Source organism: Dyadobacter sp. HNCC25DJ187, assembly GCF_056895255.1.
This window is the reverse complement of record NZ_JBXHAT010000003.1, coordinates 73,659-96,620: the sequence shown is the minus strand read 5'-3', so window position 1 is coordinate 96,620 and position 22,962 is coordinate 73,659. Positions and strand designations below refer to the sequence as shown.

At 42.0% G+C, this 22,962-nt stretch carries 18 protein-coding genes; 14 read left to right on the top strand and 4 right to left on the bottom strand.

Features of this window, described 5'->3' with window-relative positions; translation table 11 throughout:
• Positions 1-289 precede the first annotated feature (289 nt).
• From glpK to AC1XUE_RS21580, 12 genes are all read left to right on the top strand, one after another.
• A complete protein-coding gene (glpK, locus tag AC1XUE_RS21635) occupies positions 290-1,789 on the top strand; it encodes a glycerol kinase GlpK (protein WP_483358100.1) in 1,500 nt (499 codons plus the stop codon).
• Positions 1,790-1,938: 149 nt separating this feature from the next.
• A complete protein-coding gene (locus AC1XUE_RS21630; protein WP_483358099.1) occupies positions 1,939-2,748 on the top strand; it encodes an exonuclease domain-containing protein in 810 nt (269 codons plus the stop codon).
• 146 nt (positions 2,749-2,894) lie between these two features.
• The gene (gene nuoK, locus AC1XUE_RS21625) at positions 2,895-3,248 is read left to right on the top strand and encodes an NADH-quinone oxidoreductase subunit NuoK (protein ID WP_483358098.1); all 354 of its coding nucleotides are present in this window, start codon (positions 2,895-2,897) and stop codon (positions 3,246-3,248) included.
• 63 nt (positions 3,249-3,311) lie between these two features.
• On the top strand, positions 3,312-5,228 hold the full coding sequence (gene nuoL, locus AC1XUE_RS21620; protein ID WP_483358097.1) for an NADH-quinone oxidoreductase subunit L: 1,917 nt from the start codon (positions 3,312-3,314) through the stop codon (positions 5,226-5,228).
• A 44-nt stretch (positions 5,229-5,272) separates the two neighbouring features.
• Positions 5,273-6,721, top strand: a complete 1,449-nt coding sequence (locus AC1XUE_RS21615) for a complex I subunit 4 family protein (protein ID WP_483358096.1) — start codon at positions 5,273-5,275, stop codon at positions 6,719-6,721.
• 93 nt (positions 6,722-6,814) lie between these two features.
• Complete coding sequence (locus AC1XUE_RS21610; protein ID WP_483358095.1) at positions 6,815-8,212, top strand: NADH-quinone oxidoreductase subunit N; 1,398 nt, start codon at positions 6,815-6,817, stop codon at positions 8,210-8,212.
• A gap of 131 nt (positions 8,213-8,343) precedes the next feature.
• Positions 8,344-9,363 carry a polysaccharide biosynthesis protein gene (locus AC1XUE_RS21605; RefSeq protein ID WP_483358094.1) on the top strand — a complete coding sequence of 340 codons (1,020 nt, stop codon included), beginning with the start codon at positions 8,344-8,346 and terminating at the stop codon, positions 9,361-9,363.
• 418 nt (positions 9,364-9,781) lie between these two features.
• A complete protein-coding gene (locus AC1XUE_RS21600; RefSeq protein WP_483358093.1) occupies positions 9,782-10,555 on the top strand; it encodes an alpha/beta fold hydrolase in 774 nt (257 codons plus the stop codon).
• Positions 10,556-10,625: 70 nt separating this feature from the next.
• Positions 10,626-11,327: a CBS domain-containing protein gene (locus AC1XUE_RS21595; protein ID WP_483358092.1), complete on the top strand. Its 702-nt coding sequence runs from the start codon at positions 10,626-10,628 to the stop codon at positions 11,325-11,327.
• Between the two features lie 87 nt (positions 11,328-11,414).
• Positions 11,415-12,287 carry an NAD kinase gene (locus AC1XUE_RS21590; protein ID WP_483358091.1) on the top strand — a complete coding sequence of 291 codons (873 nt, stop codon included), beginning with the start codon at positions 11,415-11,417 and terminating at the stop codon, positions 12,285-12,287.
• Positions 12,288-12,314: 27 nt separating this feature from the next.
• Positions 12,315-13,334 carry a dipeptide epimerase gene (locus tag AC1XUE_RS21585; protein WP_483358090.1) on the top strand — a complete coding sequence of 340 codons (1,020 nt, stop codon included), beginning with the start codon at positions 12,315-12,317 and terminating at the stop codon, positions 13,332-13,334.
• A gap of 25 nt (positions 13,335-13,359) precedes the next feature.
• Entirely contained in the window at positions 13,360-14,460 is a 1,101-nt protein-coding gene (locus tag AC1XUE_RS21580) for an aminotransferase class I/II-fold pyridoxal phosphate-dependent enzyme (RefSeq protein WP_483358089.1), read from the top strand.
• Here AC1XUE_RS21580 and tatC read toward each other — a convergent pair.
• Together tatC and pdhA are read right to left on the bottom strand one after the other, a co-directional pair.
• Complete coding sequence (gene tatC / locus AC1XUE_RS21575; protein WP_483358088.1) at positions 14,457-15,335, bottom strand: twin-arginine translocase subunit TatC; 879 nt, start codon at positions 15,333-15,335, stop codon at positions 14,457-14,459. The two genes, AC1XUE_RS21580 and tatC, sit on opposite strands and share 4 nt — an antisense overlap.
• Positions 15,336-15,528: 193 nt before the next feature.
• Entirely contained in the window at positions 15,529-16,560 is a 1,032-nt protein-coding gene (gene pdhA, locus AC1XUE_RS21570; protein WP_483358087.1) for a pyruvate dehydrogenase (acetyl-transferring) E1 component subunit alpha, read from the bottom strand.
• A 126-nt stretch (positions 16,561-16,686) separates the two neighbouring features.
• On the opposite strand from pdhA, the gene recF reads away from it, so the two are divergent.
• Positions 16,687-17,778 (top strand): DNA replication/repair protein RecF, encoded by a 1,092-nt coding sequence (recF, locus tag AC1XUE_RS21565; RefSeq protein WP_483358086.1) that lies wholly within the window; start codon positions 16,687-16,689, stop codon positions 17,776-17,778.
• A gap of 60 nt (positions 17,779-17,838) precedes the next feature.
• Here recF and AC1XUE_RS21560 read toward each other — a convergent pair whose 3' ends face one another.
• Positions 17,839-18,906 carry a mannose-1-phosphate guanylyltransferase gene (locus tag AC1XUE_RS21560; protein ID WP_483358085.1) on the bottom strand — a complete coding sequence of 356 codons (1,068 nt, stop codon included), beginning with the start codon at positions 18,904-18,906 and terminating at the stop codon, positions 17,839-17,841.
• 280 nt (positions 18,907-19,186) lie between these two features.
• On the opposite strand from AC1XUE_RS21560, the gene AC1XUE_RS21555 reads away from it, so the two are divergent.
• Complete coding sequence (locus tag AC1XUE_RS21555) at positions 19,187-22,216, top strand: TonB-dependent receptor (protein ID WP_483358084.1); 3,030 nt, start codon at positions 19,187-19,189, stop codon at positions 22,214-22,216.
• Positions 22,217-22,275: 59 nt separating this feature from the next.
• Here AC1XUE_RS21555 and upp read toward each other — a convergent pair whose 3' ends face one another.
• Positions 22,276-22,920 (bottom strand): uracil phosphoribosyltransferase, encoded by a 645-nt coding sequence (gene upp, locus AC1XUE_RS21550; protein ID WP_483358083.1) that lies wholly within the window; start codon positions 22,918-22,920, stop codon positions 22,276-22,278.
• Positions 22,921-22,962 lie beyond the last annotated feature (42 nt).

The following is a 22,962-nucleotide window of genomic DNA, read 5'->3' as shown; positions in this document are numbered from 1 at the left end:
AGAAAAATCAACACGATGCACCCTAGCAGGATGGTTGGCTTTTTGAATGATTTTTTACTGATGTGTTTCAAGGGGAAATTTTTAGCAGTGTAAATATAGGAATATGTGACTCCAGTCTGAGCGCGTGAGTGGTCTGAACGGCATTAGTACATCTTTTGAAAAAAGCTGGAATAAGAACGGTAATTATCGTTCAGCCTGCTAACGCATGCAGACCGGGAGATTTGCGCATCACGATTAAATTTCCCTATTTACTTCCTTTATTGCAAAATAAGCCAACCATAATACCATTATGTCGAAATACATTGCCGCCATTGACCAGGGGACGACCAGCACGCGCTGTATATTGTTTAACCATCAGGGAAATATTGTTTCCGTAGGACAAAAGGAGCATAAACAGATTTATCCACAACCGGGCTGGGTTGAGCATAATCCTGATGAGATATGGAAAAACACACTGGAAGTGATCGCTATTGCCCGTATTCAGGTCTCAGCAACTTCGTCGGACATTGCAGCCATAGGCATCACCAATCAGCGGGAAACTACTGTTGTCTGGAACAAAAGAACAGGAAAGCCCTATTACAACGCACTGGTTTGGCAGGATACACGTACGACAGACCTGGTGGCCAGGTATGAAAAAGAAGGTGGCCTTAATCAATTCCGGCACATTACAGGTTTGCCCGTATCTACCTATTTCAGTGGCCTTAAATTGCAATGGCTCCTGGAAAACGTAGAAGGTCTGCGCGCCGATGCTGAAAAAGGAGAAGCGCTTTTCGGCAATATAGACACATTTCTCATATGGCATCTTACCGGCGGAGTGCAGGGCGGAATTCATGTGACAGATGTCACCAATGCCAGCCGCACACAGCTCATGAACCTCCACACGCTACAATGGGACCAGGAGATGTTAGAGGCTTACAACATTCCTTCCATAATGCTTCCTGTCATTAAAAGCAGCAGTGAAATCTATGGTACCGTCACCAACGAGGTGCTGCCGGGTGTACCTGTTGCCGGGGATTTGGGCGACCAGCATGCTGCCTTGGTTGGCCAAACCTGTTTTGAACCCGGCATGGCAAAAAATACGTATGGTACGGGATGTTTTCTGGTTATGAATACCGGCAGTGAGATCAAAACATCTGAAAGTGGTTTGCTCACAACAGTAGCCTATCAGTTTGGCAATAATCCGGTACAGTATGCGCTGGAAGGAAGTGTAGCCGTTACCGGTGCACTGGTACAATGGGTGCGCGACAATCTGGGTCTGATCAAAAACAGTTCAGATATCGAAAAACTGGCAAGAACTGTGGAAGACAATGGAGGTGCCTATTTCGTCCCTGCATTTTCCGGATTATATGCCCCATACTGGCGCAATGATGCGCGCGGTGTTATAGCAGGACTTACCCGGTATGTCAACAAAGGGCATATCGCACGTGCAGTACTTGAAGCCACAGCATACCAGACGCTTGATGTCGTCAATGCAATGGAAAAGGATTCCGGAATCAAGCTTTCTTCACTCAGAGTGGATGGAGGTATGGTACTGAATCAGTTGCTGATGCAGTTTCAGGCTGATATCCTCAACACACAGGTGGTATCTCCGGCAGTAGCAGAAACGACTGCACTGGGTGCCGCTTACGCAGCGGGCCTGGCGGTGGGTTATTGGAAAAGCATGGATGAATTACGGCAAAACTGGGCGGTGGCACATACCTGGAATCCGGATATGCCGACCGACAAAAGAAATCAACTTTACAAAGGCTGGCAGAAAGCGGTTACGAAATCCTATGCATGGATGGAGTAAACGATCCAGACCATCCTGTGAAGCAACATTTACCTTTTCGAATTTAGAATGAATATAAAAAAGAAAGCATAAAATTGAAACTGACCTCAGATTTTGGGCTGTAACCTTGTAAACCGTAACTTCGCCACTTAATTAAACAGGAGTACCGTATGCATACCCTTCATCTGAAAAAGCCGCTTGCTTTTTTTGATCTTGAAACCACCGGAGTAAACGTTGCCCGCGACCGCATCGTGGAGTTGTCCGTGGTTAAGGCTTTACCAAATGGTGAGACCGAAGTGCGTACCAGACGAGTAAACCCGGAAATGCCCATCCCATTGGAAAGTAGTCTTATACACGGCATTTATGATGAGGATGTAAAAGACTCGCCGACGTTTAAGAGCATTGCTAAAAATCTGGCTGTTTTTCTTGAAGGTTGCGATCTGGCAGGATTTAACAGTAACCGGTTTGATATTCCGATGCTGGTGGAAGAATTTTTACGCGTAGGTGTTGAATTCGATGTGAAAAACAGGAAGTGCATTGATACGCAACGCATTTTCCACATGATGGAGCCACGGAATCTCTCTGCTGCATACAAGTTCTATTGTGGTAAAACATTGGTAGGTGCTCACGGAGCAGAAGCTGATACACTGGCGACATTTGAAGTATTACAAGGCCAGATAGCCCGGTACGAAGGCGTTAAAGTATTGGATCCGAAAGGAGTTGAATACGAACCTGTGAAAAATGATATAGCGGCACTTCATGAGCTCACCGCTTCCAAGATCATTGATTTTGCGGGTCGTATGGTTTTCAATGACAAAGGAGAAGAGGTATTCAATTTCGGGAAACACAACGGGAAAAAAGTGGCGGACATCCTCAAAAATGAACCCTCTTTCTACGACTGGATGATGAAAGCCGAATTTCCTCTGGATACCAAACGCAGACTTACAGAAATAAAATTGCGTGCGCTGACCCAACGGTAACGCATGCATATTTACATTGGCAGGAAGAACTATTTATAACTATTTTTGCCAAAATCAAAGATTGTATCAGCCAGACGATATTTAACGCTGAATATTCATCATTATTGAGAAATTAAAAATCCGAATATCCATAAAGGTTATCTGCTATGTTTCCAAGCCCAATGTTACCTAACGCCAATATACCTGAGGTTATTCAGCATATTCCATTACTGCATTACCTTATACTTAGCACACTTCTATTTGTGATTGGTATTATAGGCGTACTTACCCGCCGGAATGCAATTGTAATTTTTATGTCTGTAGAATTGATGCTGAATGCGGCGAACCTGTTACTTATCGCATTTTCATCATATCGCTCTGACCCTGCAGGACAGGTTTTCGTATTTTTTATCATGGCAGTGGCAGCGGCGGAAGTAGCTGTAGGACTGGCAATTATTGTAATGATATACAGAAATACAAGAAATACCGATATCGGCTTTCTTAATAAACTTAAATGGTGATCCGGTTGCTGATCGACGGTAAGTTCACTATGATTAAAGAATAACAACAGTTCAAATAAAGACATGTCTCCATCATTACTGGTACTAATTCCTTTATTGCCTTTGGTCGGGTTCCTTATCAACGGGCTCGGTTTTCCTCACATTCCTAAAAGTCTGGCGGGGATTATCGGAACACTGGCTGTGTTGGGAAGTTTCATTCTGTCCCTGCTCACATTTAATGCATTTCTTGCAGCTGGTAGCCAACCTGTGATCGTCCCGCTCTTCGATTGGATCACCGTAGGCAGCCTCAATATTCCATTCTCATTTCAGGTAGACCAGCTATCATTGCTGATGCTCCTGATAGTTACGGGTGTAGGCTCTCTGATCCACATTTATTCCATGGGCTACATGCACCATGACTCAGGTTTTGGTAAATTCTTTGCCTATCTAAACCTCTTCCTGTTTTTCATGTTGCTGTTGGTATTAGGATCCAACTATGTAATCATGTTTATTGGATGGGAAGGTGTAGGACTTTGCTCGTACCTATTGATTGGGTTCTGGAACAAAAACACAAACTACAACAATGCCGCACGTAAAGCATTCATAATGAATCGTGTGGGTGATCTCGGCTTCCTGCTTGGTATCTTTACGATCATCGCTACATTCGGAACAGTAGAATATTTGGAAGTTTTTGAAAAAGCTACCTCATTTTCATTGGGAGATCCTGTAATTATTGCCATTACAGCGTTCCTGTTTATCGGTGCGATGGGTAAATCAGCGCAGATTCCGTTGTTTACCTGGCTTCCTGATGCGATGGCCGGACCAACACCTGTATCTGCCCTGATTCACGCTGCGACCATGGTAACAGCTGGTATATACATGGTGATTCGCTCCAATGTGCTCTATTCACTTGCGCCATCCACACTGGAAATTGTAGGCATCATTGGTGCTGCCACTGCATTGTTTGCCGCATCTATAGGCCTTCTGCAAAACGACATCAAAAAAGTACTGGCATATTCAACGGTAAGTCAGCTTGGATATATGTTTATGGGTTTGGGAGCAATGGCTTATTCTGCATCCATGTTCCATGTGATCACGCATGCATTCTTTAAGGCACTGCTTTTCCTTGGAGCTGGTAGCGTAATTCATGCTATGTCCGATGAGCAGGATATCCGTTCCATGGGTGGCTTGAGGAAAAAATTACCGGTCACTTTCATTACGTTTTTCATTGCAACATGGGCGATTTCCGGTTTACCTCCGTTCTCCGGCTTCTTCTCCAAAGATGAAATCCTTGCGCATGTATTTGAACACAATAAAATCCTTTGGGTAATTGGTGTTCTGGGATCTGTCATGACATCTTTTTATATGTTCCGCCTCCTGTTCCTTACTTTTTTTGGAAGTTTCAGAGGTACACATGAGCAGGAACATCATCTGCATGAATCGCCTGCGAGCATGACGATACCCCTGATTATCCTTGCTGTCCTCTCAGCAGTTGGGGGCGCGATAGGTATACCCGAAGCACTGCATGGCTCTCATCAGCTGGCAGCCTTTATGAATCCTCTTTTTGATGCTGCACGCCAGGTAAATCCGGAAGCTTTTTTACCAACCGCATTATCTCATTCCGAGGAATACCTGCTGATGGGAATTTCTGTTGCTGCAGCGGCTATTTCAGGCATTGTGGCTTATGTAATGTATGTGCAAAAGTCTGCCGTGCCTGCTCCAGATTCGGAGGAGAGATCTGCGCTACAAAATCTGATCTATAACAAATATTATGTGGATGAGCTTTATGACACTGTTTTTGTAAAATCTACCAAGACGTTGTCTAATACGTTCTACAGTTTCGGAGAATTCTTCGTCGATCTGTTTGTTAACGGAGCTGCACGTCTGATTCGTTTTCTTGCCTCTTTGTTGAGAAAAACACAAACCGGCTCTACAGGAGACTATGTATTTGCCATGGTTTTAGGGATTGTCGTAATCTTGTTCTGGAAGCTGTTACTTTGATATTATACCGTTCACCATCTGTTGCTGACCGTTGACTTGAAAATATGCTTACTCTTCTTTTAATATTGTTACCCATTGCAGCCGCTGTACTTACACTGGCTACCGGTTCACGCCTTGCCAAGCAGGTCGCGTTAGTCGGGGGCTTAGCCGAATTAGGCCTGGCAATTTTTGTCTGGTCTCAGTTTGATCCGGCAGGAGGCAGCCAGTTTGCTTTCAAATACCACTGGTTACAGTCCGCAGGGATATCATTTGCGGCGGGTATCGACGGAATCAGTATGGTTCTGGTTTTACTTACTACATTTCTGACACCATTTATTATACTTTCAGCTTTCGGTCATGATTATAAAAATCAGGCGAGCTTTTATTCTCTGATTCTGTTCATGGAAGCTGCACTGATCGGCGTTTTCACAGCAACCGATGCTTTTCTCTTTTATCTTTTCTTCGAAGCAGCACTGATTCCGGTATACTTCCTTGCTGCTGTTTGGGGTGGAGAAAACAGAGCGAAAATTACTTTCAAGTTCTTCATTTATACCATGTTCGGTAGTTTGTTTATGCTGGTGGCGTTGGTATTTCTGTATTATCAAACACCAGACAATCATACTTCGGAACTGGCAGCATTTTACAATCTGCAATTAAGTCCTCAGGCACAAGGGTTTATCTTCTGGGCATTCTTTATTGCTTTTGCTATCAAAATGCCTTTATTTCCTTTCCATACCTGGCAGCCCGATACCTACACTGAATCTCCTACGCAGGCCACCATGCTGCTTTCGGGGATTATGTTAAAAATGGGTGTTTACGGTCTGATCCGATTACTCCTCCCTATCGTACCATCCGGCGTAGCGACCTGGGGTCTTCTCGCGGTAATACTATCAGTAATTGGTATTATCTACGGATCGATCATCGCCATACAACAAAGGGATATGAAGCGACTTGTTGCCTACTCATCGTTTGCACACGTTGGTCTGATGTCCGCAGGCGTATTCTCGCTATCTGCAAATGGATTACAAGGTGCAATGGTACAAATGCTTGCTCACGGAATCAATGTAGTAGGTATGTTTTATATAGTGGATCTGATCCAGACCCGTACCAAAACAAGATATCTGGATCAGTTGGGAGGTATTTCTCAAACGTCGCCTCAGTTCAGTATCTACTTTATGATTCTATTGCTGGGAAGTGTTGCACTTCCACTGACCAATGGTTTCCCCGGTGAATTCCTGTTGCTTTCAGGAATATTCGGATACAACGCATGGCTTGGTGCTATTGCCGGACTTACAATCATCCTTGGATCTGTATATATGCTTCGTCTTTATCAAAAGTCGATGTTTGGTCCTAAATCAAATTGGGTGGAAGGATTTAAAGATCTGACACTAGGTGAGCGTGCCGTACTCCTGCCGCTTGCCGCCATGGTGTTCTGGATCGGTATTTTCCCAAATACATTTTTGAAGATTTCAGAGCCTGCTATTGCACAGATATTGAAAATAATTGCCAGCTAATCATACGCTGACAGAATAGTTAATAACCAGCTAAGGAACATTCGGTAAACAGCCATTAGCTCAATCCTAGTGACAAACGATAATAAGTAATATATGTATCCCATTGTATTGTTGTCAGTTTTTGGAATCGTCACACTCTTTTTAGGGTTCTCGAAATCTAAAAATATACTTTTGCCATCCGTCTTACTGTTCCTGGCTATTGCGTTAGCTTCAAACTTCATAGACTGGAATCAAGGCCCATTACTATACTTCTATGATATGCTACGTGTGAATAACCTCACACTGGCGTTCAATGGCATCGTACTTATATCGGCATTTATGATCGTCGCTATTTCCGGTGGTTTTCAGGATAATCCTGATTCTGAACCTGCAGAATACTATGCATTGATGTTATTGTCTCTCGTTGGCGCCATCATGCTTATTGGTTTTGAACACCTGATTATGCTGTTTATCGGGGTAGAAATCCTTTCAATCGCTATGTACGTACTTACGGGTAGCAATAAAAGGAATCTTCGCTCCAACGAGGCTGCCTTGAAATACTTTTTGATGGGAGCCTTCGCTTCAGGCTTTATGTTATTTGGAATAGCACTGCTTTACGGAGCAACCGGATCATTTAGCCTTACAGGAATACAATCATTTGTAAGTGTAGGTCACGCTGCAATGCCATCATACATACTTTACGCAGGCTTGCTACTGTTACTGATAGGCATGCTGTTTAAGGTGTCTGCAGCACCTTTCCATTTCTGGACACCGGATGTATACGAAGGAGCTCCAACAATCTTTACGGCGTTCATGTCTACAATCGTGAAAACGGCAGGATTTGCTGCTATCTTCAGATTGCTTGATCATTCTTTTACAAATATCTACAGTTTCTGGTGGATTGTGGTTGCCGCAATTGCTGTACTGACATTGATGGTGGGAAACATTGGAGCAACCAGCCAAAACAGCTTCAAAAGAATGCTGGCATATTCAGGGATTTCTCATGCAGGGTATTTGCTTATTGCAGTTACAGCTTTATCTGAGCCTACAGAGAACGCGATCGTTTTTTATTCCATGGCTTATTCCTTATCAACGATTTGTGCATTTGCTGTGCTTATGCTGGTATCAAAAGAAAAAACCATCGATGGTCAACCTGACGAACGTTATGATGCATTTAACGGTCTTGCAAAAAGTAACCCTTTCCTTGCATTTGTTCTGACAGTATCTATGTTGTCTCTGGCTGGAATCCCGCTGACAGCTGGTTTTTGGGGTAAGTTTTTTATCTTCACCAGCGCGGCAGACAGAGGTATCATCTGGATCACTGTAGTTGCAGTTCTGATGTCAACAGTTGGTATATACTACTATTTCCGTGTTATCATTGCTGCATATCTTAAAGAAGGTCATATAGGTCAGATCAGGGTTGCACCATTTTATCAGGTAATACTCGTAATCGCTACCTTCTTTACACTTCTATTCGGGATTGCACCAGGTCTTTTGGAAGGAATTATATAAGACGCATAAAAGACTGTAAAAGGGGACTGCACCGTGTGCAGTCCCCTTTTTTGTTACTTATCATGGTTGTTCCGTATAAAGATTGAACAGGCCCTCGCCCTCTTCAATCTGAAACACACCAATACAACATCATGGAACAGCTACTTCTACGTCGAAGCATTACCTGGGATTCAAGTAATATTGAACGCTGCATTTCAGGGAAAAGAATTATGATTACCGGTGCTGCTGGATCTATTGGCAGCGAACTATTAAAACAAGTTATTCAGTTTCACCCTCAGCTGGTAGTTGCCGTTGATCAGTCTGAAAATGGCATTTCTATGCTAAAGAGAATTTATGCTACTCAAAAAAATGTATGCATAAAGCTTAGAAACATTACCGACCAGGAAGACATGAGACGCATATTTAGTGAGTTCAAGCCACAGGTTATTTTTCATACAGCTGCATATAAACACGTCAATGTACTCGAAACCGATTCTGTCATCGCCATCAAAAATAACATTTTCGGCACTGAAGTTCTTGCAGATCTGTCCATTCAGTTTGATGCTGAAAAATTTGTATTTATTTCAACTGACAAGGCCGTGAATCCTATCAATGTTATGGGAATTTCCAAAAGGCTCTCTGAGCTTTACCTTCTTTCTCTAAAAACCAAAACCGACTTTATCATTACGCGATTCGGCAATGTATTAGGATCCGCAGGCTCTGTCTTCATGATTTTCAAAGACAGGATATCCCGCAATTTACCTCTGCATGTCACACATCCAGAGGTATCGCGTTACTTTATTGTAATTTCAGAAGCGGTACAGTTGGTTCTGGAAGCTGCTGCTATTGGTATGTCGGAACAGATATTAATTCTTGAAATGGGTAAACCCATTCTGATTAAGGATCTTGCTTCCCGTACAATTGACATGTATCAAAAGCCTGGCCAAAATATCGAAGTTATATTTACAGGTCTGCAACCCGGCGAGAAAATGCATGAGGAGCTACAGCATGCACACGAAAAAACAATTAATATTCATCAGAATAACATAAGAATTATTACTTCCGAATACCGACCCAATCTATGTATCAGAAAGGGAATTGACAATCTCCACCAATTAATCAGGACTTCAACTAACCTTGAGCTCACACTGGCACTAAAGAAACTTTTATAAACAGTGTAGGCATAACCTTATTTATTCTAATAGAATTCTAATGGAAGATATGCATTGAATTGCTGATTAATTACCTTTCTTGATCTCGTTTTGAATGAAAATTCTCCTATAAATAGTGAGCAAATAGGCTTTCAGTATAATCCGATCTGTTTACAATGTCTCTGCAGGCATTACACCGACAAATTCTACATACGCTGAACCAAAATTGAAACATTCTATGTTATTTGACCGATTAAACTAATTAATATATAATATTTACAAGAAATAAAACTTGTAAAGATGTTTGATTCCGGTTTTTCAATCGAAAAAAATAATTAGTTTTGTGTAATGACAAAATCATGCAGTAGTTTCTTTGATGCGTTATAGTAAAACTTCGCAGTTTTAATTTACAAGTTATAATAAACCCAATACCACGAGAATGAAATATTCAGTACATGCCGAAGGCAAGTTTCAATTTATCGATGAAGGAAAAGGCGAAACTCTGTTGCTTTTGCATGGCCTTTTCGGTGCATTAAGTAACTGGGACGGGATAATTGATTATTTTTCCGACCGTTACAGGGTTATTATCCCGCTTCTTCCAATCTATGAATTACCTCCGCGGGAAGCTGGCCTGGAAGCCCTGCTTGCATTTTTGGAAGAATTCGTTGCTTTTAAAAACCTTACCAATGTCACAGCTATAGGTAATTCGCTTGGTGGACATATAGGTTTACTTTACACTTTAAAGAATCAGCATAATGTCCACAAGCTTGTTCTCACAGGTAGTTCCGGACTATTTGAGAACTCGATGGGCGGCTCATTTCCAAAGCGGGGAAGCTATGACTATATCCGTGAACGCGTTGCTTATACATTTTATGACCCTGCGGTTGCTACTAAGGATTTGATAGACGAAGTTTTTGAAACTACTTCCAGCATTCCAAAATGTATGAGTATTGTTGGCATTGCCAAATCAGCTCAACGACACAACCTGGCTAAAGATCTTCATCAGATTACTGTTCCTACACTACTCGTATGGGGACTTAATGATACGATTACACCACCTCATGTAGGTTATGAGTTCAATAGACTGATCTCAGATTCAGAGCTGCATTTTATCGATAAGTGCTGTCATGCTCCTATGATGGAACGTCCTCAGGAATTTAACGTTATATTAGAGAGCTTTTTAGAAAAACATGTGTCTGTTGCGATAGCATAATTTTAAAGAGCCTTAAATCGGCTCTTTTTTATTTTAAAAGTTTTTGCAAATTTGACACCTACAGCTTTTTTTGATACATTCGGAAAACTACAATATTTATATGCTGGCTACTACGCTGATAAATCCTATGATCCCCGCCCTGAAGCTTACCGACCAGGTGAGCACGGCTTTGGATTGGATGGACGAATTCCGGACCAGTCAGCTTGTAGTTGCAGATTCCGGAATCTACAAGGGAATTGTTTCCCAGGATATTCTTTTTGATATACATGATACCGGTGAAAAGCTTTCACGCGTCATTATCCAGCACGAGGATATATATGCCCTGGAAGATCAGCATCCTTATGAACTTCTACGACTGGTGAACGAGTTCGGCCTAACGATCATACCTGTTGTTCAGGATGGGAAGGCGTTCACAGGCAGCATTTTGCTGAATGATCTTGTGGAACAATTTGTCAATGAACTGGGTGTACAGGAAAAGGGAGCTGTTTTGGTATTAAAGGTAGCGGAACGGGATTATTCTCTTTCTGAAATTAGCCGTTTGATAGAGTCCAACGGCACCAAAATCCTAAGTAGCTATTATTCTTCATCAGAGTCATCGCATCCACTGCAGGAATCCAGGCTTACACTCAAACTGAATCGGACTCACATCACTCCCATCATAGCCACACTCGAACGGTTTGGTTATGATATACTCGAAGCACATGCCAACGATCCTATTGAAACACTGGATCAGGAGAGATTAGACATGCTTCTTCGTTATCTCGCTACGTAAGTAGGTACGACTAAATATTACCGTGTATTTGAATCCGTGTAATTGTCATGTATCTTTCGAGTAAAACCATGATCCACTTTTTCTTCCATGAAGATAGCCATTCACGGACGTAATTTTAATGAGTCCGCTCGCCCTTTCATTGAAAACATGTTCAATGAACTGGCAAAACGTGAAATAGATGTAAGCTTATCTCCGACATTCCGTACATTTCTCGACCAACAGGGCGTTGCACATCACACATCTTTGGTTTACGATAAACCGGAAGATCTCGACGGAACCAAACTGGTTGTGAGTATGGGAGGTGACGGGACGCTGCTGGAAACCATCTCTCATGTGGGTGAAAAAGAAATACCAGCTATTGGCATTAATGTAGGCCGATTAGGATTTCTGGCAACTGTACCTCCCGAACGCATTTCTGATATGATCACCGCATTGGATAACGGCCAATATCGTATTGACGAAAGAACGCTCGTTGCAATTGATAATGCGGATCTGTTTGACGGAGTCAATTTCGGTTTAAATGATTTTACGATCACTAAAACGGATACGTCATCGATGATTACCGTTCATACGTATCTCAATGATGAATTTTTGAATTCGTATTGGGCCGATGGATTAATTATCTCGACACCGACTGGCTCTACCGGTTATTCACTCAGTTGCGGCGGGCCTGTACTGGTACCACACTCACAGAACTTTATTGTTACCCCCATCAGCCCTCACAACTTAAATGTAAGGCCTCTTGTCGTGGAAGACACTGCTGTATTAAGACTGGAAGTAAAAAGCAGAAGTAATAACTTCCTGATATCGCTGGATGCCCGGTCGCGCATAGTAGACGAAAACACACAGCTAACGATACGAAAAGCTCATTTCAGAGCAAAACTTATTAAAATGCTGGACGATAGCTTTCTCAATACCTTACGTAGCAAGCTTTCCTGGGGACTCGATATGCGAAATTAACACCTATAATTACACACACTTAATAATATGAAACTCATACTGCATCCATTCGATCTAAAGCTTAAACATACCTTCACAATCGCACACGATTCGCGTGATGTACAGCCAACACTCATTGTAGAGTTAAGGGATGGAAACTTATCCGGCTTCGGAGAAGCGACATCAAATCCTTATTACGGAGTCACCGTAGATAATATGTCTGCATCTCTGGAAATCGTGCGTACTGTAGTTGAAGCTGCCGGATACAACAGCGCGGAACAACTTTGGGAAATAACACACACTTACCTTTCGAACAATTCTTTTGCCCTGTGTGCACTGGATGAAGCGGCAAATGATCTTTTTTCAAAGAAGAAAAATCAAAAATTATATGAGTACCTGAATCTTTCAGTTGATCAAAATCCATTGACCAATTTCACGATTGGTATTGATACAGTTGAAAAGATGGTATCTAAAATGAAAGAGCTCCCATGGCCGGTTTACAAAATAAAACTAGGTACACACGAAGATCTTCGTATAGTTCAGGAACTAAGAAAACATACAGACGCCATTTTTCGCGTAGATGCTAATTGTGCGTGGACCGCCTCAGAAACCATCCGCAATGCACCTATATTAAAAAGTCTTGGAGTTGAATTCATTGAGCAACCGCTACCTGCCGATGACACTGCAGGAATGAAGCTGGTATACCATCAAAGTATACTTCCGGTAATTGCAGATGAAAGCTGTATAACAGAAAGTGATGTATCTCAATGTAAAGGACTTTTTCACGGCGTGAACATTAAACTAACGAAATGTGGTGGACTTACACCTGCGCTCAGAATGATTCAGGAAGCAAAATCCTTGGGTATGAAAACAATGGTTGGATGTATGACCGAATCCAGTGTGGGTATTTCTGCTATTGCACATGTACTCCCGTTATTGGATTATGTAGATATGGATGGATCTCTTTTGATCAGCAATGATCCTGCATCGGGTGTCCATTTTGATTTTGGAAAAATTATTTACAGCTCGGGAATGGGTACCGGAGCTGCGCTTTTGCAAAGTAAATAACTATCCGTGCAGCTTTTGCTATCATATGAAAACCTTCATCACGGACACTCTCCCAGGTAGAACCGTTACCCTTCAGGATGGAAAAGAATTTCTGTGGTTCAGCGGAACTGACTATCTGGGCATGGGACACAACGAAGCACTTCGTAGCCATATCGTCTCTGGTTTAACTGTATATGGTACGCATTATGGAAGTTCCCGTAATAATAGTTTGCAACTCAGCATATATGGTGAGGCAGAAAAGCAATTAGCGGATTTTGCCATGGCACCGGCATCACTCACACTTTCCTCAGGCATGTGGGCAGGGCAATTGGTGATGCGAGAAATTGAAACAATAGCACAAAAGTCCGGAACCAGTGATTGTCGCTATCATTACGCTCCCGGTACACATACGGCAATTCGCGGACATCAGTACATTGCTACCGCCATTACATGGCATGAGTGGGCTCTCAAAACGGTGAGTGATATAAATAAAAGCATTGACTCAACTGTTCATATCATCATCAGCGATTCTATCGGATCTCCATGGGTAGAGCAATTTGACTTTTCCTTGTTTGAAGCCCTGAAACATCCAAATGTATGGCTTGTTATCGATGATTCTCACGGCCTTGGCATTACAGGAAAAGACGGGCAAGGGATTTATCAGACATTAAAAAAATGTGTCTCTCACCAAATCATTGTTACTGCATCACTCAACAAAGGAATGGGTATTCAGGCAGGAGCCATTTTCGCCGAAAAAGGGATAGTGCAGCATTTAAACGCTTCTCAATGGTTCTCTTCAGCATCCCCTGCCCTACCCGCCTACATGTATGCTTTGAAAGTGATTCTCGAGGCAAAAGGTTACGAAGCGCCGTACCATCGATTGATGGCTACTATTTTATATCTGCAAAACCGGATTACTGATTACACCTACATTACACAGATTTCCAGCTATCCGGTATTATGCAGCCGGCATCCCCAACTATTTGATTACCTTTTGTCGAATCACATACTTGCTTCCAAATTCCCGTATCCTTCTGCTACAGATGAGCCGGTAACCAGAATTGCCGTATCAGCATTACACCAAAAAGAAGACCTCGACCAACTGGCCGAGGTCTTGGTAGACTTTCAAACGAAATTCATATCTTAGTAATCATCTGCATTCCCACCGGTTGCAGCTAAAGCCTGCTCGTCACGGAGTTTTTCCTTTTCCACTTTCGACGAAACAAGTATACTGATTTCATACAGAAGAAATAAAGGAATAGCAACCAGAATCTGGCTGTAAATATCCGGAGAAGGCGTAATCACTGCTGCTATGATCAGAATGACGATCATAGAATGTCTTCTGTATTCACGCATGAAAACCGGGGTAAGAATCCCAATTTTAGACAATACGAATACTACAACAGGAAGCTGAAATGCAACACCACAAGCTAATGTAAGCGTCGCAACAAGAGAGATATAAGAAGTAATACTAAACTGATTAATGATAGACGGATCTAGCGTATAACTTGCTAAAAAGTTGATAGCCAAAGGCGTGACTACATAATAGCCAAAAAATACTCCGGAGAGAAATAGGAAAGTAACGTAGAATACTGCTCCCCTTGCTGAACGACGCTCAGATGGGCGCAATCCTGGTTTTATAAATCTCCACAGCTCCCAGAAAGCATAAGGAAATGCAAATATCAAACCTGCAATTACAGAAGATGTCATACTCATGGTAAAGTTATCCCCCATACCAATGGCCTGCAGCTGAAAATTGAGAGCCTTTACGCAAAGATCATCATAGCCAACTATTACCGAAAGTTTACATAGCATTCTATACGTCCAAAAATCTGGTTTAGAAGGAGCTATTATTACATATTGATAAATTTCCTGAATGTAAATAAAGGCAATAATTGCAAATACCAGAATGGAACCCACTGCGCGGATTACGTGCCATCTCAATTCTTCTAAATGTCCGATAAACGACATCTCTCCACCTGAATCATCTTCCTGGTTATCTAATTCCTGGTCTAAGGGCATATTTTTAAAAATGTAAATAATTCACATGTAGATCCGGCCGGAATTAACGGACCGAACTATTATCGAAACGTATTAAGCTTTATACGAGAAAACAATCAGATAAGATCATTTTCAGGATTAAAAGCTGAAATTACTTAAAAAAACCCGCCGGATTTACTCGACGGGTTTTTTTAATGTTGTTATAATGGTCAAGTTAGTCCATTACAAAAGGATAGTCATTTTCCACATACACATCCGTGTAAGCTTCACTTGCATCAGGAAACTCTGATTCTTCTGCAAACTGAACTGACTCTGCAACGGTTTCTTTTACTTTCTTGTCAATTGCATCCAGCTCTTCTTCCGTAGCCAGGTTATTTTCAAGAATAATTGCACGGATTTGTTCGATAGGATCACGCTGTTTGTAATCTTCAACCTCGTCCTTAGATCTGTATTTCTGAGGATCAGACATAGAGTGCCCACGGTAGCGATAAGTACGGAATTCAAGGAAAGTAGGTCCCTCTCCTTTGCGCGCACGCTCGGCAGCACGGGAAACTGCTTCATGAATTGCCTCCACACTCATACCATCAACTGGTTCCGATGGAATATCGTAGGCTTCACCCAAAGTATACAGTTCAGTAACATTGGAAGTACGTGCTACAGAAGTACCCATAGCATATCCGTTGTTTTCAACAACAAAAATAACCGGCAGTTTCCAGGTCATTGCCATGTTAAGCGCTTCGTGAAATGCGCCCTGACGAATTGCACCGTCACCGAAGTAACAGATACAAAGCTTTCCGGTTTTATTATACTTCTCAGCAAAAGCGATACCCGCTCCCAATGGGATTTGAGCACCGACAATTCCATGTCCACCGATAAAGCCAACTTCTTTATCAAAAATGTGCATAGAACCACCTTTACCTTTGGTTGTTCCTGTTTTTTTACCGTACAGCTCGGCCATGATTGCATTAGGGCTGGTACCTAAAGCCAAAGGAATTCCATGATCACGATAAGCCGTGATATATTTGTCACCTTTAGTCAGTGCCGTTGCAGCTCCTGTTGAGCAAGCTTCCTGACCTATGTAAAGGTGGCAAAATCCACGTATTTTCTGCTGACCGTAAAGCTGCCCCGCTTTTTCTTCAAACCGGCGCTGCAATAGCATATTCTCGAACCAGAACATGTAGCGATCCTTAGGATGCTGTAATTTTTTTGGAGCTGATGCTTTCTTTTTTTCAGTAACGGTGGCCATAAATTTGGTTCACGTTTATATAAAGACAGAACTTTGTCTTTAAGTTAGTGGTTTGAACAGAGTCTGTTTGCCGAACTCACGCAATGATCTGCGAAAATAAGCATAAACTATATAACAAAGAAGTTCATGTGGCTAGAAAAGCTCCACCTTACCTACTTTAAGAATCATGAGGAGCGAGCTTTTGTGTTTGGAACACATGTAAATTGTCTGGTTGGAGAGAATGGAAGTGGCAAAACAAACCTTCTGGATGCTATTTATTTTCTAACACTTACCAAAAGTGCATTCCAAAGTCAGGATGTCCTTGCAATCCGTCACGAAAATGATTTTTTTGTAATTGACGGAATTTTTAAAGAACCTGAGCAGAACATTCAGATTACCTGCAGCTTTCAGCGCGGCCAGCGGAAGGTTTTTATGGCAGACAAAAAAAACTATGAACGCCTCAGTGAACATATTGGTCGTTTTCCTCTCGTTCTGATTGCTCCGAATGATACAGATCTGATCCGTGACGGAAGTGAAGAGCGCCGGCGCTTTTTTGACGGTGTGCTTGCACAGGCTGTCCCCGACTATTTGCAGGACCTGTTACAATACAACAAACTTTTGGTGCAGCGAAACAGTCTTCTAAAGCTGTTTGCTGAAAGAAATAATGTTGATAATGATTTGCTGGACACTTACGATGAGCCTCTGACAGCGCTGGCAGTTCAGATATTCCGGAAAAGGACCACTTTCATGGATCAGTTCGTTCCACTTTTCAAAAAGCACTACGCATTCATCAGCAGTGAGAAAGAGAACGTAGAAGTACGATATGACAGCGAAGTATCAGAATCCGGCTTTTCTGAAGAATTCTATGCGCACAGACTTCGGGATCTTCATGCGCAACGCACAAGCAAAGGGATTCACAAAGATGACTTTGTTTTTGAAATTGATGGTCTTTCTCTCAAAAAATTTGGCTCACAAGGGCAGCAGAAATCATTTGTTATTGCACTGAAACTCGCTCAGTTTGATTTGCTAAAAGCTGAAAAAGGTAAAACGCCAATTCTACTACTTGACGATATTTTTGACAAACTGGATGATAAGCGTATAAACAAGCTTATTGAACTGATAGATACCGGATTTTTGGGACAAATTTTCATCACCGATGCACGCCCGGAACGATCCGCAAAGATACTTGAGAAAGTAAAAGCAGATGTGCGGTTTTTTGAAATTGAGAAGATGATTTAAACGCAGAGTTTGTTGAATTAGAATATTTCTCGCAAACTCTGCGCCCAATCTTATTAATTACTATACATATTTGGAATCCAGCTCCTTAGCCTGAGCAACAAATTCTTTCACCTTCTGCTCATCTTCCTTTTTACAGATCATCAATACACCATCATACTCCGCAACGATGAAGCCATCCAGGCCATTCACCACCACCAGTTTTTCAGAAGGTGTCTTGATGATAGAATTTGTTGTATTGTGCAGAATCAAATTTCCTTCTGTCACATTCTGATTTTCATCCTTTTCTGATACTTCATAAAGCGATTTCCACGTTCCGAGATCCGACCAGCCAAAACTGCTCAACACGACATGGACGTTATCTGCCTTTTCCATGATACCATTATCAACAGAGATACTTCCACAATGTTGATAAGCTCTTTCAATGAATGATGCTTCTGAAACCTGATAATAGTGAGGATTACCCGCTTCGAAAATCTCTGCAATTTCAGGTTGATATTTTTCCAAAGCCTTTTTAAAAGACTTAATGTTCCAAATAAAAATACCTGCATTCCAAAGAAAATCGCCACTATCAAGAAATTGCAAAGCAAGTTCCAGTTGAGGCTTCTCAGTGAAAGATTTTACTTTTTTAACAGTCATTTTATCAGGAATGTACTGAATATAGCCATATCCTGTATCTGGTCGAGTCGGCTGAATACCAAGCGTAACCAGAATGTCATCCGTTCTGGCTGCCCCTAATGCAATACGTACCGTATCTCTGAAAACATCTTCATTCAGTATAATATGGTCTGCAGGTGCCACCACTACATTTGCATCAGGATATTTCGATGCTATCTTGTAACATGCATATGCAATGCAAGGAGCTGTATTGCGGCGATTTGGTTCGAGCAATATCTGCTCATCTTTAAGTTCAGGAATCTGTTCCCTGACCAGCTCTTTGTATTCCTGACTGGTAACAATATAAATATTTTCAATTGGGCAAACGCCCTCAAATCTGTCGACTGTTTGCTGTAAGAGCGTCTTTCCTGTCCCTAAGACATCGTGAAACTGCTTTGGGAAGTCTGTTCGGCTGAAAGGCCAGAATCTTGTCCCTACGCCACCCGCCATGATAATCACATGTGTTTCATTCATTATTTATATGCAGATTACTGAAAAGCTATAAACTCCGGCAAAGCTAATAATTATGCCTTTAATAAAGTCATAACATTATAAGAGCTGCAATCTACTTCCTGAAGGCTATACGGTTATAACCAGATTTCCCTATACTTTACAAAAATTGGATTTTGGAAATATTACTTACTTCAAAAATATAGATATTTAAGTATTTAAAGAAAAAATATAATAATCATATTATTTATAGCGGTTTATTTTTTTAATTTGCCACAACAGTAATCATCAGTAAATCGAAACCATGAACTCACTTCTACGCTCAGTACCAGGCGGTATACTGCTTGTACTCCTATTCGCAAACCTGACATTTGCACAAACTAAAATTGATGGCATAATTACTGAATCCACAAGCAAAGAACCTCTCATCGGAGTAAGCGTTCAGGTGAAAGGCAAAGTTGTAGGTACCATTACAGATGCCAAGGGAATTTTCAATCTCAGCGTCAATGGACAACCCCCTTTTACAATTGTAGTATCTTCTGTAGGCTTTCTAACCCAGGAATTTGAGGTGATAGGAGGAAAATCTCATTATGACATTCAGCTATCAGAGCAGGTAGTTCTGGGAAATGAAATTGTCGTTTCCGCTTCAAGGATAGAAGAGAGTGTGTTAAAATCACCGGTTGCAGTTGAAAAAATGGATATTCGTGGTATACGTGAATCTCCATCCACTAACTTTTATGATGCCCTGGCAAATCTGAAAGGTATTGATATGGCCACCCAGGGTGTTCTTTTTAAATCCATTAACATGCGTGGATTTGGCAGCACCGGAAATCCGCGCACTGTACAGATGATTGACGGAATGGACAACCAGGCACCTGGTCTCAATTTCCCGTTGGATAACATCATTGGTATGTCCGAACTGGATGTTGAAAGTGTTGAGATTCTCCCCGGAGCCGCTTCTGCACTGTATGGGCCTAATGCCATAAATGGTCTTATCCTGATGAACAGCAAAAGCCCTTTCCTTTATCAGGGTTTAAGTGCAAATGTGAAAACGGGTGTTATGCACGAATCAAGTCGCTCTAAGGCAACAACACCATTTGTTGACGGTACTATTCGTTATGCAAAGGCTTTCAATAATAAAATAGCCTTTAAAGTCAATTTATCTTACATCACTGCAAAGGACTGGGAAGCAAACAACTACAGTAACCTCAACCTGGGAGGAAATGCGGATCCACTTCGCGGTGCAGGAACAAGACCGGATTACGATGGCGTGAATAGTTATGGTGACGAAGTGCAAACAAACATTAATTCAGTAGCACAGACACTCGCGGCGAATGGTCTTATTCCGGCGCAGGCTGTCGGGCTCGTTCCCAGTAGCTTTGTTAGCAGGACAGGGTATATGGAGAAAGATCTTATAGATTACAATACCAAAAGTTTAAAGGCTAACGCAGCTGTACATTATCGCTTGAGCGAGAAGGTTGAAGCCATTGCTCAAATCAATTACGGCTATGGCACCACGGCTTACACCGCAACCGGACGCTATTCTCTGAGAAATTTTAATCTGACTCAAGGTAAACTGGAATTAAGAGGAGACAACTTCACGGTTCGTGCATATACAACGCAGGAGCGTTCCGGACAGTCTTACCTTGCAGGGCTGGCAGCAGTATCGATGCTCAACGATTTCAAACCACACGCAACGTGGTTTGGAGAGTATACAGGAGCGTTTGTCCAAGCCCGTTCACAGGGAGCGAATGAGGAAAATGCTCACCTGGCAGCCAGAGGTGTAGCGGACAGAGGGATGCCGGTTCCTGGTACCGATAGCTACAGGACATTACTGGATAAGTACCGGAATATGCCTATTGTTGAAGGTGGAGGTGGATTCACAGATAAAACCAACCTTTATCACATCGAAGGATTCTATAATTTCAAGAACCAGATTAAATTCGTCGAGCTTTTGGCAGGAGCCAATTATCGTATGTATGAACTTAGGTCAGCAGGAACTTTATTTGCCGATACAAAAGATGGACGTACCGGCACGATTAATATTAATGAATTTGGTGCTTTTGTTCAGGCCGGAAAAAATCTGCTTAACAATCATTTGAAACTATCCGGCTCTATCCGCTACGATAAAAATCAAAACTTTGAGGGCCAGTTCACACCAAGAGTTTCCGCAGTAACAACTTTCGGTGAGCATAATATCCGTCTTTCCTATCAAACCGGTTTCCGCATCCCTACTACACAAAATCAATATATTGATCTGAGAACACCATCAGGAACACTGATAGGCGGACTTGCTGAATTCGAATCGCGCTACGGCTTGTCTAATGGTATTCTGAGACAAAACCTGTCCACAGAAAATATACAGGCTACCATTGCTGCAAATCCGTCCATTTTACAACGTGCTCAGGCATATGGTACTGCTGCCATAACACAAGCTGTAACGGCAGCTGTTACACAACAGGTAAATGCAGCTGTAGCGGCAGGCCAGATTCCAAATGTTCCGGCTGCTATACAGGCGGCAATCACTTCAGGCGTTCAGGGGGCACTTCCAGGAACACTACAGGCGCAACTACCTGGTGTCATTGCTCAACTCGCACCCGCCTTTGCATTGGCAAGTTTACCAAAATATGAACCTAAAAAGTTGAAACCGGAAAGAATCGCTACCTATGAAATCGGCTATAAATCAATGATTGCTAAAAAGCTTTTTATTGATGCGTACTATTATGTAAGTCAGTATAAAAATCTGATTGGAGGAACAACAATCGTTGTACCTAATGCTCCGGCAGGACCAGGTCTGCCCATCGAGTCAGGTATTGGAGTAGGTAATTTTGATGGGTATTCCAGAACAGTAAATACTGAGGAAACAATCAGTGTAAGAGGATTTGCTCTTGGTCTTAATTATGCATTGACAAAAGGTTACAACATTGGAGGTAATGTGGCCAATAACGAACTTACAGATTTTACCAAATCTCCGGAAGTACAATACACACAGTTCAACACACCTAAATATCGTTACAATCTCAGTTTTGGGAAGCGGATCACCAGCACAAGCACTTTCGGATTCAATCTCGCATATCGCTATCAGCAAGCATTTTTATGGGAATCCAGCTTCATTATACCAAGCAGCAACAACGTAGACCTATTTACAGACACTACTGTCCCTGCTATTAGCAACTTGGATGCGCAGGTCAGCATGAAAGTTCCTGCTATAAAATCAATCATAAAGTTGGGCGGTACCAACATATTAGGAAAATCATATATCCAGGCTTATGGTAGTCCCAGGATTGGTTCTACTTATTATGTATCCATCACTTTTGATGAATTGCTGAACTGATTAAATATGAAAAGCCGGCAGTTGTAGCAACTACCGGCTTTTCATATTTTTAAAACTGTTTATTTAGGACCGTAGGCAAGGTCTCCTGCATCGCCTAAACCTGGAACAATATAGAATTGTTCGTTTAATTTCTGATCAATAGCGCCAAGCCAGAGTCGGCATTGCGGTATTCGTTTCTGTAAAAAATTGACGCCTTCAGGACACCCGATTACGGCAGCAATATGTGTTTGCGCTGGTATTCCAAAGCGTAACAGTGCATGATAGCTCTTTTCCAGCGAACTCCCCGTTGCCAGCATCGGGTCTATGATAATCAGCGTTTTACCAGTTAGATCCGGACTTGTTATATAATCCATTTCCACTTCGAACTCCTCATCTCCTCCAATATTGTGCCCGCGGTAAGCACCTATGAATGCATTGTCTGCCTGATCAAAAATGTTCAGAAAGCCCTGGTGAAGGGGAAGCCCTGCTCGTAAAATTGTTGCCAGTACAACCGGTTGCAGCAAAGATCTGGAAGGTGCTTTTCCCAATGGTGTCTCAACGTTACTTGTCTTGTAAGTAAGCGTCTTAGATATCTCATAAGCCAATAATTCGCCTACCCGCTCTATATTTCGCCGGAATTTCATCCTGTCTTTTTGGATATCAATGTCGCGAAGTTCAGCCAGATAATGATCGGCAATAGAAGGCTTTTGAGAGAGTAAAAACATAACTTTGATAGTTTTTTAGACTGGTTGATGCAAGATAATACA